The 14,297-nt window shown below is 61.1% G+C and carries 16 protein-coding genes; 11 read left to right on the top strand and 5 right to left on the bottom strand.

Features of this window, described 5'->3' with window-relative positions:
* Positions 1-37: 37 nt before the first annotated feature.
* From HX783_RS00870 to HX783_RS00855, 4 genes are read left to right on the top strand one after another with little or no spacing between them, the layout of a single operon-like run.
* The gene (locus HX783_RS00870; protein ID WP_177015600.1) at positions 38-1,546 is read left to right on the top strand and encodes an FAD-dependent oxidoreductase; all 1,509 of its coding nucleotides are present in this window, start codon (positions 38-40) and stop codon (positions 1,544-1,546) included.
* Positions 1,547-1,600: 54 nt separating this feature from the next.
* A complete protein-coding gene (locus tag HX783_RS00865) occupies positions 1,601-1,747 on the top strand; it encodes a helix-turn-helix domain-containing protein (protein ID WP_371317647.1) in 147 nt (48 codons plus the stop codon).
* Between the two features lie 56 nt (positions 1,748-1,803).
* The gene (locus HX783_RS00860; protein WP_177015599.1) at positions 1,804-2,250 is read left to right on the top strand and encodes an HIT family protein; all 447 of its coding nucleotides are present in this window, start codon (positions 1,804-1,806) and stop codon (positions 2,248-2,250) included.
* On the top strand, positions 2,247-2,693 hold the full coding sequence (locus HX783_RS00855; protein ID WP_177015598.1) for a VOC family protein: 447 nt from the start codon (positions 2,247-2,249) through the stop codon (positions 2,691-2,693). The genes HX783_RS00860 and HX783_RS00855 overlap by 4 nt, the downstream gene beginning before the upstream one ends.
* Positions 2,694-2,701: 8 nt before the next feature.
* On the opposite strand, the gene HX783_RS00850 is transcribed toward HX783_RS00855, so the two are convergent.
* Positions 2,702-3,568: an aldo/keto reductase family oxidoreductase gene (locus HX783_RS00850; protein WP_177015597.1), complete on the bottom strand. Its 867-nt coding sequence runs from the start codon at positions 3,566-3,568 to the stop codon at positions 2,702-2,704.
* Between the two features lie 72 nt (positions 3,569-3,640).
* Here HX783_RS00850 and HX783_RS00845 point away from each other — a divergent pair, with 72 nt between their 5' ends.
* Entirely contained in the window at positions 3,641-4,273 is a 633-nt protein-coding gene (locus tag HX783_RS00845) for a TetR/AcrR family transcriptional regulator (RefSeq protein ID WP_177015596.1), read from the top strand.
* A gap of 5 nt (positions 4,274-4,278) precedes the next feature.
* A complete protein-coding gene (locus HX783_RS00840; protein ID WP_177015595.1) occupies positions 4,279-4,734 on the top strand; it encodes an NUDIX hydrolase in 456 nt (151 codons plus the stop codon).
* Here the strand turns inward: HX783_RS00840 and HX783_RS00835 are convergent.
* Positions 4,731-5,291, bottom strand: a complete 561-nt coding sequence (locus HX783_RS00835) for a cysteine hydrolase family protein (RefSeq protein ID WP_177015594.1) — start codon at positions 5,289-5,291, stop codon at positions 4,731-4,733. The two genes, HX783_RS00840 and HX783_RS00835, sit on opposite strands and share 4 nt — an antisense overlap.
* Before the next feature lie 126 nt (positions 5,292-5,417).
* Here HX783_RS00835 and HX783_RS00830 point away from each other — a divergent pair, with 126 nt between their 5' ends.
* The 3 genes from HX783_RS00830 to HX783_RS00820 all read left to right on the top strand — a co-directional run bounded on the left by HX783_RS00830 (position 5,418) and on the right by HX783_RS00820 (position 8,864).
* Positions 5,418-6,803, top strand: coding sequence for a hypothetical protein (locus HX783_RS00830; protein WP_177015593.1), 1,386 nt, complete (start codon positions 5,418-5,420; stop codon positions 6,801-6,803).
* A 30-nt stretch (positions 6,804-6,833) separates the two neighbouring features.
* Entirely contained in the window at positions 6,834-7,355 is a 522-nt protein-coding gene (locus HX783_RS00825; RefSeq protein WP_177015592.1) for a GNAT family N-acetyltransferase, read from the top strand.
* A 96-nt stretch (positions 7,356-7,451) separates the two neighbouring features.
* Positions 7,452-8,864 (top strand): hypothetical protein, encoded by a 1,413-nt coding sequence (locus tag HX783_RS00820; RefSeq protein ID WP_177015591.1) that lies wholly within the window; start codon positions 7,452-7,454, stop codon positions 8,862-8,864.
* A 5-nt stretch (positions 8,865-8,869) separates the two neighbouring features.
* On the opposite strand, the gene HX783_RS00815 is transcribed toward HX783_RS00820, so the two are convergent.
* From HX783_RS00815 to HX783_RS00805, 3 genes are all read right to left on the bottom strand, one after another.
* Positions 8,870-10,183: an FAD-binding oxidoreductase gene (locus HX783_RS00815; protein ID WP_177015590.1), complete on the bottom strand. Its 1,314-nt coding sequence runs from the start codon at positions 10,181-10,183 to the stop codon at positions 8,870-8,872.
* 49 nt (positions 10,184-10,232) lie between these two features.
* Positions 10,233-10,388, bottom strand: coding sequence for a hypothetical protein (locus tag HX783_RS00810; RefSeq protein ID WP_174245624.1), 156 nt, complete (start codon positions 10,386-10,388; stop codon positions 10,233-10,235).
* 77 nt (positions 10,389-10,465) lie between these two features.
* The gene (locus HX783_RS00805; RefSeq protein WP_177015589.1) at positions 10,466-11,098 is read right to left on the bottom strand and encodes a TetR family transcriptional regulator; all 633 of its coding nucleotides are present in this window, start codon (positions 11,096-11,098) and stop codon (positions 10,466-10,468) included.
* A 111-nt stretch (positions 11,099-11,209) separates the two neighbouring features.
* On the opposite strand from HX783_RS00805, the gene HX783_RS00800 reads away from it, so the two are divergent.
* Positions 11,210-11,866 carry an O-methyltransferase gene (locus HX783_RS00800; protein ID WP_177015588.1) on the top strand — a complete coding sequence of 219 codons (657 nt, stop codon included), beginning with the start codon at positions 11,210-11,212 and terminating at the stop codon, positions 11,864-11,866.
* Between the two features lie 163 nt (positions 11,867-12,029).
* Positions 12,030-14,228 (top strand): OsmC domain/YcaO domain-containing protein, encoded by a 2,199-nt coding sequence (locus HX783_RS00795; RefSeq protein ID WP_159956186.1) that lies wholly within the window; start codon positions 12,030-12,032, stop codon positions 14,226-14,228.
* The last annotated feature ends 69 nt before the right edge of the window (positions 14,229-14,297 follow it).

Below are 14,297 nucleotides of genomic sequence, written 5' to 3'. Positions count from 1 at the left end.
TCTTAATATGTGCGTATTGCACATATAGGTGATCCGTATGAACGAGCAATGCGCTGTTGATGTACTGATTTGCGGTGCCGGTGCGGCCGGTTTGACCCTGGCGATTGACCTGGCACGCCGTGGTATCCGCTTTCGCCTGATCGAGAAAAACGCCGAGCCTTTTCACGGTTCGCGGGGCAAGGGCATTCAGCCGCGCTCTCAGGAACTGTTCGAAGACCTGGGGATTCTGGATCGCCTGTTCGCTGTGGGTGGAGTCTATCCGACTGAGCGGCGCTACCGCGACGATGGCAGCTACAGCGAGGCCAATTCCATTGAACACAACGCGCCGACGTCGGCCGAGCCGTATCAACAGCCGTTGATGGTGGCGCAATTTCTCACCGAACGCGTGCTGCGCGAACGCCTGCTGGAGCTGGGCCACACGCCGGAATTTGCCTGCGAGTTGGTGGCGTTCGAGCAGGACGCCGAGGGTGTCAGCGCACAGTTGGCCGACAACAATGGCAAGCAATCTGTGCGTGTGCGCTGGCTGGTGGGCGCCGATGGCGGTCGCAGCTTTGTGCGTCACGCCCTGGATATCGGCTTCCCAGGCAAAACGCTGGGCGTGCGTGCGCTGGTTGCGGATGTGCGGTTGTCCGGCCTCTCAGCCGATTGCTGGCACCGTTTTGGCGAAGGCGACATGCTCCGACAGATCGCCGTGTGCCCGCTGGCCGGCACCGAGTTGTTCCAGATTCAGGCGCCAATCCCGCTGGAGGCTGACATCGACCTCAGCGCCGAAGGGCTGACGGCGATCCTGGCCGAGCGCACCGGGCGCGATGGTATTCAAGTGCATTCGGTGTCCTGGGCTTCGGCCTACAACATGAATGCGCGGTTGGCTGATCATTACCGTGTCGGCCAGGTGTTTCTGGTCGGTGACGCTGCACATATCCATCCGCCAACCGGTGGCCAAGGCCTCAACACCAGCGTGCAGGACGCCTACAACCTGGGCTGGAAACTGGCGGCGGTGGCCAACGGTGCACCGCAAACGTTGCTCGACAGTTACGAAGAAGAGCGGCGCCCCATAGCCGCTTCGGTACTGGGCTTGTCGACCAAACTGCTCGACGGCATGCAGCGTGGCGACATGCGCCGGGGCAGGGAAGTGCATCAACTGGATCTCGGCTACGCGCAAACATCACTCGCGCTGCAGCACGCCGAGCGCACCGGCAACCTGCTGGCAGGTGATCGTGCTCCGGATGCACACCTGCGCGGCGCCAGCGGCCAAGTGCTGCGCCTGTTCGACCTGTACAAAGGCGCGCATTGGACGCTGCTGGGCTATGGCGTTACACCCGGTGCGGTGTCGCCTCGGCCGGGGCTGCATATCCATCACATCGGCCCGCAGTTTGAATGGGTGGATGAGCATGGGCAGTTGCAACATGCGTATGAGCTGGCCGTTGGCGACTGGGTACTGGTGCGCCCGGACGGTTATATCGGCGCATTCGTACCCTCGGCTGCGCTCGAAAGGCTCGAAGGCTACTTGCTGCAAGTCGGCCTGGGGCCCGTTATGCCGGGATAAGCCCTGCGTCCTGGTAACTCTGGACCCGTTCGTCATACAGGCTGATGCAGGCACGTGTCGCTGACGGCCTGCTGCTTACCCGGCACGCTGCGCTACCACCTGGCACGCATTCAGGAGCTTTTCGGGATTGATGTGGAAACGCCGGAGCGCCGGTTTGTCACGGAGCCGGCGATCCACGTGCAGCGCGTTATCGACAGTTGAGGACGGCTTGGCTATGTTCGTTCGCCTGAGTTGAACGTCATCATTAAGGACAATGCATGTCACTGATTTCGCAACGCGTAGCACTGGCCCGCAACGGCGCCAATAACAAAGTTATCTGCCGCATGCCCTCGGGCTGGGCAGTGATGGGCGATGTGCAGTTTCTGCCGGGATATTGCCTGCTGCTGCCCGACCCGGTGGTGGCCAGCTTGAATGACCTGGATGCCGAAGCCCGCGCGACCTATCTGCTCGATATGGCCCGCCTTGGCGACGCCGTGCTGGCGGCGACTGGCGCGGTGCGCATGAACTACGAGATCCTCGGCAATTCCGAGCCGGAGCTGCACTGCCATCTCTTTCCTCGCTACGCCACGGAGCCGGACGACAAGCGCAAGATGCCGGTCTGGTTCTACGACTGGAAAACCGCCACGCCTTACGCAGACGCCCAACACGGCGAGCTGCGCACGAAGATCGCGCAATTGCTGACAGCTACAAGGAAAGCAGGATGATGCACAGAAATAAGCTGGTCCCGGAATTGATGGTGAGCAACCTGAGTGACAGCCTCGAATTCTGGGTGGCGTTGGTAGGGTTCAAGATCGCTTATCAACGCCTGGAAGACGGTTTTGCCTACCTGGATCTGGACGGCGCGCAGGTGATGCTTGAGCAAGTCGACCCGCTCGCCAACCAATGGCTGACCGCCGCGCTGGAGCGGCCGTTCGGGCGTGGGATGAATTTGCAGATTGACGTCGCGGCGGTGCTGCCGGTGATTCAACGGCTGGACGCGGCGGCGTATCCCTTGTTCAAGCCGAGTAAGGATGTGTGGTACAGGGCCGGCGAGGTCGAGGTCGGGCAGCGTGAGTTTCTGCTGCAGGACCCGGATGGTTATTTGGTCAGGCTTGTAGAAAGGCTCGGTGAAAGGGCACGCCCGGTTGAAGCCGAGGTGCCCGAATAGCGCCGGTTTCAGCCCGCGATGGCATTCAGCTCAGCGAAGGTCTCATCGGATAACGCCAGTTCGCCGACCGCCAGGTTTTCATGCAGGTGCGCCACCGACGAGGTGCCGGGAATCAGCAGGATATTTGGCGAGCGTCGCAGCAACCAGGCCAGTGCCAGTTGCTTGGGTGTCACGCCCAGCCGTTGGGCAACACGTGTCAGCGTCGATGACTGAACCGGGGTAAAACCGCCCAGCGGGAAGAACGGCACGTAGGCAATGCCGTCGCGGGCCAGTTCGTCGATCAGCGCGTTATCGTGCTGATGGGCGATGTTGTAGAGGTTCTGCACGCACACGAACTTGACGATTTTGCGCGCCTCGGCCACCTGTGTCGGGGTCACGTTGCTGATGCCGATATGGCGCACCAAGCCTTGCTGTTGCAACTCGGCCAGCACGGTCAGTGGCGCTTCATTGGAACCTTCGCCAGGGCCCATCAGGTTATGGGACGCGCGGAAGTTGACCACGTCGAGTACATCCAGCCCGAGGTTGCGCAGGTTGTCATGCACGGCCTGTGTCAGTTCTTGCTTGGACGGCGCGGCATGCCAGCCGCCTTCGTTATCACGGCGCGCGCCGATCTTGGTGACGAGGGTGAGGTCGTCGCGGTACGGGTGCAGCGCCTCGCGGATCAGTTGATTGGTGATATGCGGCCCGTAGAAGTCACTGGTGTCGATATGGTTGACGCCGGCGGCGACGGCCGCGCGCAGCACCGCCAACGCGCCGGCACGATCCTTGGGCGGGCCGAACACGCCGGGGCCGGCCAGTTGCATCGCGCCATAGCCGATGCGGTTGACCTGGCGGTCGCCCAAGGTAAATGTGCCGCTGTTTGCCAAACCCGTCATTGCTGTCACCCTTGCGTCATCGGAGTAAGGCTCTAATATGAAGGATCCTTCAGATATTGGAATTCGCATTCCATGAGCCCCGTCAAAGCCACGTTAAAGCCAAGAAAATCAGCGGTTCAGGCGCGTTCCGTCGCCACCGTCGAGGCGCTGCACACGGCAACCCTTCAGGTTTTGACCCAGCAGGGCCTGATCCGCTGCACCACCACCCGCGTGGCTGAGCGCGCCGGTATGTCGGTGGGCAGCCTCTATCAGTACTACCCGAACCGCGACGCGCTGCTGGCCGCCGTGCTGCAAAAACATTTGGAGTGGGTGGCCGAGGCGGTCGAGTTGGCCTGCAGCCGCCATCAACAGCTGCCGGTGGCCGAGATGGCGTCCGGGCTGGTGACGGCGCTGCTCAACGCCAAGCTGCGCGACCAGGGCGTGTCCAAGGCGCTGTATGCGATTGCAGGCGAGCGGGGCGGTGCTGAATTGGTCGCGCGTATCAATGCGCGGATGGTGGCGGTGATTGCTGCGATGTTGCGCACGGCAACGGATGCTCAGTTTGACGACCCGGTCCTGACGGCGAGCATTGCCCTGAGCGCTATTGTCGGCCCGGTGCGGACCTTGCTCGAGGGCAACGCGTCGCCTGCATTCGAAGCGGGGCTTGAGCAACAGACCACACTGTTGCTGAAGGCCTATTTGCAAACCCATATACACAAGGAGTAGCGCCGATGCGCGAGCGCAAAGCGTCGCGATTACTGGTTATAAACCCCGCCGGCGAAGTCCTGCTGTTCCGGTTTGTGCATAAAGACGGCGCGCTGGCCGGCAGGAATTACTGGGCCACGCCAGGCGGCGGTGTCGAGGCGGGCGAAAGCTTCCACGCGGCGGCGATCCGGGAGCTGCGCGAAGAAACCGGGATTGTGGTCAGCGGCGTGGACGCATCTGTGGCCGAGCGCAGCTTCGAGCTGATGCTGCCCAGCGGCGAGACGGTGTTGGCGATCGAGCACTACTTTATCGTTCACGCCGCCAGCGCGGCGCTGTCCAGGGCCGAGTGGACGCAGGAAGAGACCCAGGTGATGGCGGACCATCGCTGGTGGTCCGCCCAGGCGCTGCGCTTGACCGAGGAAAGGGTATGGCCCGAGGGGCTGGTAGAAATGCTGGTGGAGGCGGGCGTCTTTACCGCTTAAGTAGCGGCGAGAATCTCGGCCGTTTCCATCACCCTGGCGTAGTCCATCGCCAGGTTACTCAGCGACAGCGCATGCACATCCTCGGCAGGCCACAGCCGCCCGGACAAATCGGTTTGGTCAAACGTGTAGCAGGCATCCCCGGCCACGATCGCCTCAAAGCCCAGGTTTCCGGCGGAGCGTGCCGTGGATTCCACGGAGTTGTTGGTGATCACGCCGACGATCACCAACTGCCGGATCGCGCGCATGTGCAGCCAGCGCTCCAGGCCCGTGGCCGCAAACGCATCCGGCACGTTCTTCTCCAGCACATGCTCATGTTTGAGCGGCGCCAGTTCAGCCTGGAACTCGCAGCCTGGCTGGCCTGGCCAAAATACCGAGCCGGGCGTGCGCGACAGGTGCCGCACATGGACGACCGCGCGCTGCGACTGCCGCCAGGCGCCCAGCAGTTGCTGCATATGCAATTCGGCGTCGGGATTGTTGCGACGCCCAAGCGTTGGGTTGTTCATGCCCTGTTGCATGTCGATGATCACCAATGCTGCGTTTGGCGCTAACGGTTCCATGGCACATCCTTTCCTGATCGAGCACGAAACATAGCAGCGAATGCAAGGGTGCAAACAGGGATTTGTTCGAACCTAACCCCGTTTGCCTTTACACTGCGCACCCAATTTTCAGCAAGGATGCTTTGGATGCGCGCGCTACTTTGCGGTGTGTTCCTTTCCATGACCTTCGTGGCGCCGCTAATGGCCGAGCCGCGCTCCTTTTCGGTCAATGATCCCAGCGGCAAATTCCTCGTCGAAGTGCTGTTTCCCGAAGTGCCCGAAGCGCTGGATCAACCGGCGCCGGCACTGATCACCGTGCGCGACAAAAACACCCTGCAAATCCTTCAGCAGCTGCGCACCCCGGCCGCTAACGTGCCGCTGCGCAACGGCAAAACAGACCCGGATCATTTGGTGGGTGAATACGGCGTGCTGTACTTCGCCGACATCGACTTCGATGGCCGCCAAGACCTGGCGATCCGCAATAGCAGTGGCGTCGATGAAGGCTTTCAGTACAACTACGATGTATATCTGCAAGACCCGCAGAAGACCCAATGGGTACTCAATGGGCCCCTGACCGAACTGGCGAATGCTAACTCAGGCGGGATGTTTTCGGTCAACGCGAAAGACCGCACGCTGCATTCGCAAACGGACCGTGGCTGCTGCTGGATGCGCTCCGCGCAATGGCAAATGCGCGACGGTCAGTTGGTGCAGTTGAGTGCGTACACGCAGGAAGAGGTGCTGCCCACCGAATTTGGCCAGAACTCCAGCATGCCGCGCGGCTATATGCTGCGTACCACCGGCGAGTGGAAAGACGGCAAATGGCAGGAAACACCAAGGTTGGAAGGGCCGGTCAACGAAGACCCACACCGGCTGGTCGGCACGCTGGATGGCAAGATTGCGGTCGAGCTGTGGTATCAGGATCAGGGCGCGGTGGTGATAGGCGAGTTGCGTTACCTCCAGAGTGGCAGCGGTGAGCCGATCAAATTGATCGGTGCGCGCGAGGACTACGACAACCAGCCATTCCTCAATCTTCACGAATACACGGACGATGGTCATCAAACCGGCATCTGGCGGATCTCCCGTGACTATGGCGGCACCTGGGTCAGTGGCGCCAGGGACGATGACCGCGAGTTGACGATCCAACTGCGCGACGAATACCGCGAACCGGACTACGCCAAACTCGATGAAGTCGCGCGGGATCAGCGCGACGGCCACTACCAGATGCGCAATGACTTTTTGCGGCGCGACGGCGACCTCGACCTGAAAATCCTGCCCGAGCGTGATGCCCAGGGCCGGGAGCTTGCAGACATCACCCTGACTTTGAAAGACACTGCGAGCGCAAAAGAGATCACGACGGCGCACTATACGGTGCCGATGGAAACCGAAAACCTGATCATCGTGCGCGAGCCGCTGGCATCGCCGCGGGTTGGCCCGTATCACATCCAATTGGTGAAAAACTTCGCGGTGATCGAACACAACTCCGCACCGGACAGTTCGGACTACTTCACCGGCATGTACCGCAAACAACCCTGATTCGCCTGCCCAGCACGGACTTGATAACGCATGCCTGTACACATTCGCCTGGCGCTTGCCGATGACGCGCCGCTGCTGCCCCGCGTTGAACTGAGCGCCGCCCAGGTATTCCGCCGTATCGATGGCCTGAGCTGGCTGGCGGACACCGCCACGATGAGCGTCGAACGTCACCGTCAACTGATTGCGTTAGCCACCTGTTGGGTGGTGGTCGACGCTGATGCCCAGCCACACGGCTTTCTCAGCGCCGAACGCCAGGGTGATGCGCTGCACATCCATGAACTGTCGGTCGGGCAATCCATACAAGGCCAAGGCTGGGGCCGTAGGTTGGTGGAAACGGCGATGGACTGTGCGCGCGCGAACCTGCTGCGTTCAGTCACGTTGACCACGTTCAGGCACGTGCCGTGGAATGCGCCGTTTTACACCCGTCTTGGGTTTCAGCCGACAGGCGACAAGCGCCTGGCGGACATCCTGGCCGACGAGTACGCCTACGGCTTCGAGCCCGGTAGCCGCTGCGCGATGACGTGGTGGGTGTCACCCAACAAAGGCACTTGAGACGACGCCGCTTTAACGTTTGCTTAAACCCAGTGTTTACGGCGCACTGAGCGCATACACTGTCGCCCCCCCCCAATCTCAGCAAGGAAGCGCTGGATGCGTTCGCTCTTCAACGGTGTGCTCATCTCCCTGGCCCTGACGGCGACTGCCATCGCCGAACCACGCTCGGTGTCGGTCAATGACCCCAGCGGCCACTACCTGGTCGACGTGTTGTTCCCGGAGGTGCCCGAGGACCCCGGCGAATTGGCGCCTGCACTGATCACCGTGCGCGATAAAAACACCCTTGAAACCCTCCAGCAGCTGCATTCGCCGGCCGCCAATGTGCCGGTGGACCAAAACGGCAAGATCGACAATTGGCTGCTTGGGCCGTTCAGCCTGCTGTACTTCGCTGACTTCGACCTGGACGGCCGCCAAGACCTCGCGATTCGAAATGGCAACGACCCGACGCAGCGCTACAAACCGATGTTCGATGTTTACCTGCAAGACCCGCAAACCCAGCGCTGGGTGCTTAACGCGCCCTTGACCAAACTGGCTTGGGAAACCAGCAGCGGTATGTTCTCCCTCAGCCCGTTCGAAGGCACTTTGCTTTCGCAGGTTGACCGTGGCTGCTGCTGGACACGCTCGACCCAATGGCAAATGCGCAACGGCGAGCTCAAGCGGCTCAGCGCGTACACCCAGGAAGAAGTCCCGGCCACCGAGTCTGGCGAAAATTCCAGCATGCCGCGTGGCTATTTGCTGCGCACCACTGGCGGATGGAAGGACGGCCAGTGGCATGAGCAGCCGAGCCTCGAAGGCCCGGTCAATCAGGAGGTGCAGTCACTCTCCGGCACCCTGGACGGCACGCTACCGGTGCAACTCTGGTATCAGGAGCAAGGCGCGGTGATTATTGGCGAACTGCGCTACACCCGAAGCGGCAGCAGGCAGCCGATCCAACTGGTGGGGGAAAAAGAAGAGAGTGACGGAGACAACTTCCTCTACCTGTTCGAATCCGCCGACGACGGCCACCAGACGGGCATCTGGCGGATCACGCGCAGTGACCGTGAGCCCTACGAGTACGGCGGCACCTGGGTGCGTGAAGCCAAAGTCGCCAAACCTGAACGGGTGATCCGGCTACAGCCTGAAGCGCGCGAACCCGACTACGAGAAAGCCACTGATGTGGCCCGCGATCAGCGCAGCGGGCATTACCAGATGCGCGATGATTTCCTCGGGCGTGATGGCGACCTTGATGTGCACATCCTGCCTGAACGCGACGCCCAGGGCCGGGAAGTGGCGGAGTTCACTATCCGCCTGAAAACCACCGCAACCGGCCAGGAGATCGTGACCGCACACCACACCGTGCCAATGGAAACCGAGAACCTGATCATCGTGCCTGAGCCGCTGGCGCCGCGTTCAAACGGTCCGTATCACATTCAACTGGTGAGAAACTTCGCGGTGATCAACCACAACGCGGCGCCGGACAATGACCACTTTTTCACCGGGATGTACCGCAAGCAGCCCACTCAACCCTGAGCCGTTCAGCGCAGCTTCTCGAGCATCTGGTAGTACCACATGCCCACCGCCAGCATCGGGTTGCCGAACACATCGCCCAGCGGCACCTTGATGTGTTTGCAGCCGGCAAAGGTGTCGAATTTTTCCAGTGTGCCGGTCAGCGCTTCAGCCATGATTTCACCCATGATGTGGCTGGTGGCGATGCCATGCCCCGAATAGCCCTGGCAGTACCAGACGTTGTCTGAGAGCTTGCCCAGCTGCGGGATGCGGTTCATCACGATGCCCATCGCGCAGCTCCACTGGAACTCGATGTCGACGCCCTTGAGTGCCGGGAACGTGCGCTCGATACACGGGCGCAGCTCCGCGGCGATGTCGCGTGAATCGCGCCCGGAATAGTTGGCGCCGCCACCGAACAGCAAGCGGCCATCGCCGGTCAGGCGGTAGTAATCGAGCACAAACCGGCAGTCGTACACCGCCAGGTCGTGCGGGTTGATCTGCTGCGCCAGTTCGCCCAACGGCGCGGTGGTGACGATGCCGCCCATGGCCGGGAAAATCTTGCCCTTGAGCTGCTTGGGTTCGAGCTTGTGGTACACGTCGCCGGCCAGCAGCACGTGGCGTGCGTCAATGCGGCCATGGGCGGTGACCACCGCAGGCCGCTCGCCATGCACGATTTGCAGCACTTCGGTGTTCTCGTAAATCAACGCGCCGAGGCTGTGCGCCGCGCGCGCTTCGCCCAGGCAAAGGTTGAGCGGGTGCAGGTGCAGGTTGCGCGTGTTTTTCAGCGCGCCCAGGTACAGCTCGCTGCCCAGATGCTGACGCACACCGGCTTGATCGAGCAGGCTGACCTGATCGCCCATGCCGCGCCGTTGCGCTTCATCGTGAAAGGCGCGCAGTTCGGTCAGGTGCGAGGGCTTCATCGCGGCATGCAAGTGGCCGTGCTTGAGGTCGCAGGCAATCGCGTACTTATTGACGCGTTGCTCGATGATTTGATGCCCGCGCCAGCGCAGGTGCCAGATGAAATCGTCGACCTCAGCGCCCAGGCGGCTGCGCATTTGCGCGCGCATCGCCTCGTCGCCCGACAGGCTACCGGTGACTTGCCCACCATTGCGCCCGCTGGCGCCCCAGCCGATGCGATTGCTCTCGACAATCGCGACCTTGAGCCCGCGTTCGGCCAGCTCGACCGCGCTGGCGACGCCGGTAAAGCCGCCGCCGATAATCACCACGTCGACACTGACCTGGCCGTGCAAGGTCGGGTAGTGGGTGGCGTCGTTGAGGCTGGCGGTGTAATACGAGGCGCTGCGCTGGGCAGCACCGGTGACAGGGCGCATGGCTGCGGTCATGGCATGTTCCTTCTGATAAATGAATGCCGGCGAGGCCGGTTCGGATTAATCAGAGGTGTGCATCGGGCGGGCGCGCATGGCGGCAATGCCACAGTGCCCAGAAGGCCAGGATGATATTGAACAGCGGATTTTCGCAGGGACGCGCCTGCACCTTCGGGAAGGAAGGCTGCAGCTGGCGACGGAACACACACAAGCGCGAAATCATGGCTGCCGATGCTCCCATCGCACGTGGATGCGTTCAATCGCCGTTTGTGTACCTTCAGTTATGCCTTTGTTAAACAATCAGGGTTGATTGAGCGCATTCGTGTAGGCGCTAAACATGTCCGCCATACCCTCGGCGTACCCCTCAATTTCGCCGGCCGTACGCGGGCTGCCGGAAAAATCCTTGCCCACCGAACTGAGCGTGGTCAGGATCAAATCGCATGCCAGTGCGCGCGTCTGTTCAGGCACGTCCGGCAGCAATTCGAGCATGAACGCCTCAAATGCGCGCTGGCCTGCCGCACGTACTTCGACGGCTTCGGGCGCATCGCGGTACAACGGCGCGGCGTCGTTGAGCGCCACGCGCATCTGCGCTTCTTCGCATTCGGAATGGATAAACGCATGCACCAGGGTGCGCAGGCGCCGCAGCGGCGGCAGGTCGGTTTGCTCGAGGATGCTGCGCAGCAACTGCGTGGTTTGCTGCCACTCATCGCTCTGCAAGCGAAACAGAATCGCCGCCTTGTTAGGGAAGTATTGATACACCGAGCCCACACTCACGCCTGCTTTTTCCGCCACCCGCGCGGTGGTGAAACGCGTGGCGCCTTCCTTGGCCAAAACCTGAATAGCCGCCTCGAGGATCGCCGCCACCAGCTCGGTGGAACGCGCCTGTTGTGGCTGCTTGCGTGAGGAAATACGGGCGGTCTGGCGGGTTGTCATCTGGGGCTCCAGCGGCGGGGCTAACGCGAATAGCGAATGCGACGAATCACTCGCATACTTTAAATGCGACGGATTAGTCGCATCTTAGTCCCAACCTGACGGAAATCAATCATGACGACCCTGACCACCGCGCCATTGGCGCCCCTGATCGAACGCCTCTACGCACAAGCCAACGCAACCACCAGCCCGACCTTCAACGATATATCCGGCGAAGAGCGCGACCGCCTGATGCACAGCAAAACCGATTACCTTGAGCTCTACACGCTGCTCAAGGACCTGTGGCTACCGGTCTCCCGCGACACCGGCAACTTGCTCTACATGCTGGCGCGCAGCAGCAACGCGCGGGCTATCGTTGAATTCGGCACTTCGTTTGGCCTGTCCACCTTGTTCCTGGCCGCCGCACTGCGCGACAACGGCGGCGGTGTGCTGATTGGCAGCGAGTTCGAGCCCGCAAAGATCGCCCTGGCGCGCGAGCATTTCATCCAGGGCGGCGTGAGTGACCTGATCGAAATCCGTGAAGGCGATGCCCTCGTGACGCTGGCCAGCGACTTGCCTGAAGCCGTCGACCTGTTGCTGCTGGACGGCGCCAAGGCCTTGTATGGCGACGTGCTGAACCTGGTTGAAAAACACCTGCGCCCCGGCGCATGGGTGGTGGCCGACAACACCAACTACTGCCCGGAATACCTGGCACATGTGCGCGAGCCTGCGAACGGCTATCTGTCCGTGCCATTTGCCGATGATATTGAGCTTTCGATTCGCCTGGGCTGACAGGAGCGACCTTTATGCCTGTATTTGTCACGGGAGCCATCGGGAGTTGCTGAGGGAAACGTCAGCACCGATCGGCAGGCAATTCGGAAAACCCTGAGACTTCCCGGCGAAAATCTTCATAATGGCGGCCAATTTGTTTAGCCCGTTATTCTGGTGTGCCCGCATGGAAATTAAGGTCAACTTTCTCGACAACCTTCGGCTTGAAGCCAAGTTCGATGACTTCACGGTAATTGCCGACCAACCGATTCGCTACAAAGGCGATGGTTCGGCACCGGGTCCGTTCGATTACTTCCTGGCTTCGTCGGCGTTGTGTGCGGCGTACTTTGTGAAGCTGTACTGCGAAACGCGCAATATCCCCACGGAGAATATTCGCCTGTCGCAGAACAACATCGTCGACCCGGAAAACCGCTACAACCAGATCTTCAAGATCCAGGTCGAGTTGCCCGCCGACATCTCCGACAAGGACCGCCAGGGCATCCTGCGTTCCATCGACCGTTGCACCGTGAAGAAAGTCGTGCAGGCCGGGCCCGAGTTCGTGATTGAAGAGGTGGAAAACCTCGACGCCGATGCCCAGGCGCTGTTGATGCCGAATACGACTGGCGAGGCGGGCACCTACATCGCCGGCAAAGACCTGCCGCTGGAGCAGACCATTGCCAATATGTCCGGCATTCTCGCGGGCCTGGGCATGAAGATCGAAATCGCCTCGTGGCGCAATATCGTGCCCAACGTCTGGTCGCTGCATATCCGCGATGCCCACTCGCCGATGTGCTTCACCAACGGCAAGGGCGCGACCAAGGAAGGCGCGCTGGCGTCGGCGTTGGGCGAGTTTATCGAGCGGCTCAACTGCAACTTCTTCTACAACGATCAGTTCTGGGGTGAGGAACTGGCCAACGCGCCCTTCGTGCATTACCCGGATGAACGCTGGTTCCAGCCGGGCCGCAAAGACGAACTGCCGGCTGAAATCCTCGATGCCTACTGCCTGAAGATCTACAACCGCGACGGCGAGCTGCGTGGCTCGCACCTGTACGACACCAATTCGGGCAATGAAGAACGCGGCATTGTTTCGCTGCCGTTCGTGCGCCAGTCCGACGGCGAAGTGGTGTACTTCCCCTCCAACCTGATCGAAAACCTCTACCTCAGCAACGGCATGAGCGCGGGCAACACCTTGGCGGAAGCCCAGGTGCAGTGCCTGTCGGAGATTTTTGAGCGTGCGGTGAAACGCGAAATCATCGAAGGCGAATTCGCGCTGCCGGACGTGCCGGCTGAAGTGATCGCAAAATACCCCGGCATTCTCGCCGGTATCCAGGGCCTGGAAGCCCAGGGCTTCCCGGTGCTGGTCAAGGACGCGTCCTTGGGCGGTGAATTCCCGGTGATGTGCGTGACCCTGATGAACCCGCGCACCGGCGGCGTATTTGCATCCTTCGGCGCCCACCCAAGCCTGGAAGTGGCGCTGGAACGCAGCCTCACCGAACTGCTTCAGGGCCGCAGCTTCGAAGGCTTGAACGATTTGCCACAGCCGACCTTCGAAGGCCATGCGGTGACCGAGCCGAACAACTTCGTCGAGCACTTTATCGACTCCAGCGGTGTGGTCTCGTGGCGCTTCTTCAGTGCCCAGTCGGATTACGAATTCGTCGAGTGGGATTTCTCCGGCCACGGCGAAGACTCCAACGCCCAGGAAGCCGCGACCCTGTTCGGTATTCTCGAAGGCATGGGCAAAGAGTCCTACATGGCGGTGTACGAACACCTCGGCGCAACCGCCTGCCGCATCCTGGTGCCGGACTACTCGGAAATCTACCCGGTGGACGACCTGATCTGGGACAACACCAACAAGGCGCTGTTTTTCCGCGCCGATATCCTCAACCTGCACAGCCTCAGCGACGACGAGCTTAAAGCGCTGGCTGAGCGCCTGGTGGAAAGCGAGCTGGACGACTACACCGACATCACCACCTTGATCGGCATCGAATTCGACGACAACACGGCGTGGGGTCAGCTGACCATCCTGGAGTTGAAGCTGCTGATCTACCTCGCCTTGCAGCAATATGAGGAGGCGAAAGAGTGCGTGGAGATGTTCCTGCAGTACAACGACAACACCGCTGAGCGCGGCCTGTTTTATCAGGCGGTGAATGCGGTGTTGGAGATGCACCTGGACGAAGATCTGGAACTTGAGGATTACGAGACCAACTTCCGCCGCATGTTTGGCAACGAGCGGATGGACGCGGTGATTGGTTCGGTGAACGGCACGGTGCGTTTCTATGGCTTGACGCCGACCAGCATGAAGCTGGAAGGCCTGGATCGGCATTTGCGCTTGATCGACAGCTATAAAAAGCTGCACAGCGCGCGCGCCAACATCACCTCAGCCTGACACCGATCGTTCCCACGCTCTGCGTGGGAATGTATCCCGTGACGCTCCGCGTCAGCCTTTCCAGGCGGG

It is taken from the genome of Pseudomonas sp. D2002 (assembly GCF_013385735.1).
Taxonomy (GTDB): Bacteria; Pseudomonadota; Gammaproteobacteria; order Pseudomonadales; family Pseudomonadaceae; genus Aquipseudomonas.
This window is presented reverse-complemented; position numbering and strand designations above follow the sequence as displayed.

What these genes read in the sequence shown, in the direction of transcription:
- HX783_RS00820 (WP_177015591.1), top strand. Translation starts at nt 7,452, where the DNA reads ATGCGTTCGCTCTTCAACGGTGTGCTCATCTCCCTGGCCCTGACGGCG.
- HX783_RS00850 (WP_177015597.1), bottom strand. Translation starts at nt 3,568, where the DNA reads ATGACGGGTTTGGCAAACAGCGGCACATTTACCTTGGGCGACCGCCAG.
- HX783_RS00835 (WP_177015594.1), bottom strand. Translation starts at nt 5,291, where the DNA reads ATGGAACCGTTAGCGCCAAACGCAGCATTGGTGATCATCGACATGCAA.
- HX783_RS00845 (WP_177015596.1), top strand. Translation starts at nt 3,641, where the DNA reads ATGAGCCCCGTCAAAGCCACGTTAAAGCCAAGAAAATCAGCGGTTCAG.
- HX783_RS00860 (WP_177015599.1), top strand. Translation starts at nt 1,804, where the DNA reads ATGTCACTGATTTCGCAACGCGTAGCACTGGCCCGCAACGGCGCCAAT.
- HX783_RS00840 (WP_177015595.1), top strand. Translation starts at nt 4,279, where the DNA reads ATGCGCGAGCGCAAAGCGTCGCGATTACTGGTTATAAACCCCGCCGGC.
- HX783_RS00830 (WP_177015593.1), top strand. Translation starts at nt 5,418, where the DNA reads ATGCGCGCGCTACTTTGCGGTGTGTTCCTTTCCATGACCTTCGTGGCG.
- HX783_RS00855 (WP_177015598.1), top strand. Translation starts at nt 2,247, where the DNA reads ATGATGCACAGAAATAAGCTGGTCCCGGAATTGATGGTGAGCAACCTG.
- HX783_RS00810 (WP_174245624.1), bottom strand. Translation starts at nt 10,388, where the DNA reads ATGATTTCGCGCTTGTGTGTGTTCCGTCGCCAGCTGCAGCCTTCCTTC.
- HX783_RS00825 (WP_177015592.1), top strand. Translation starts at nt 6,834, where the DNA reads ATGCCTGTACACATTCGCCTGGCGCTTGCCGATGACGCGCCGCTGCTG.
- HX783_RS00870 (WP_177015600.1), top strand. Translation starts at nt 38, where the DNA reads ATGAACGAGCAATGCGCTGTTGATGTACTGATTTGCGGTGCCGGTGCG.
- HX783_RS00805 (WP_177015589.1), bottom strand. Translation starts at nt 11,098, where the DNA reads ATGACAACCCGCCAGACCGCCCGTATTTCCTCACGCAAGCAGCCACAA.
- HX783_RS00800 (WP_177015588.1), top strand. Translation starts at nt 11,210, where the DNA reads ATGACGACCCTGACCACCGCGCCATTGGCGCCCCTGATCGAACGCCTC.
- HX783_RS00815 (WP_177015590.1), bottom strand. Translation starts at nt 10,183, where the DNA reads ATGACCGCAGCCATGCGCCCTGTCACCGGTGCTGCCCAGCGCAGCGCC.
- HX783_RS00795 (WP_159956186.1), top strand. Translation starts at nt 12,030, where the DNA reads ATGGAAATTAAGGTCAACTTTCTCGACAACCTTCGGCTTGAAGCCAAG.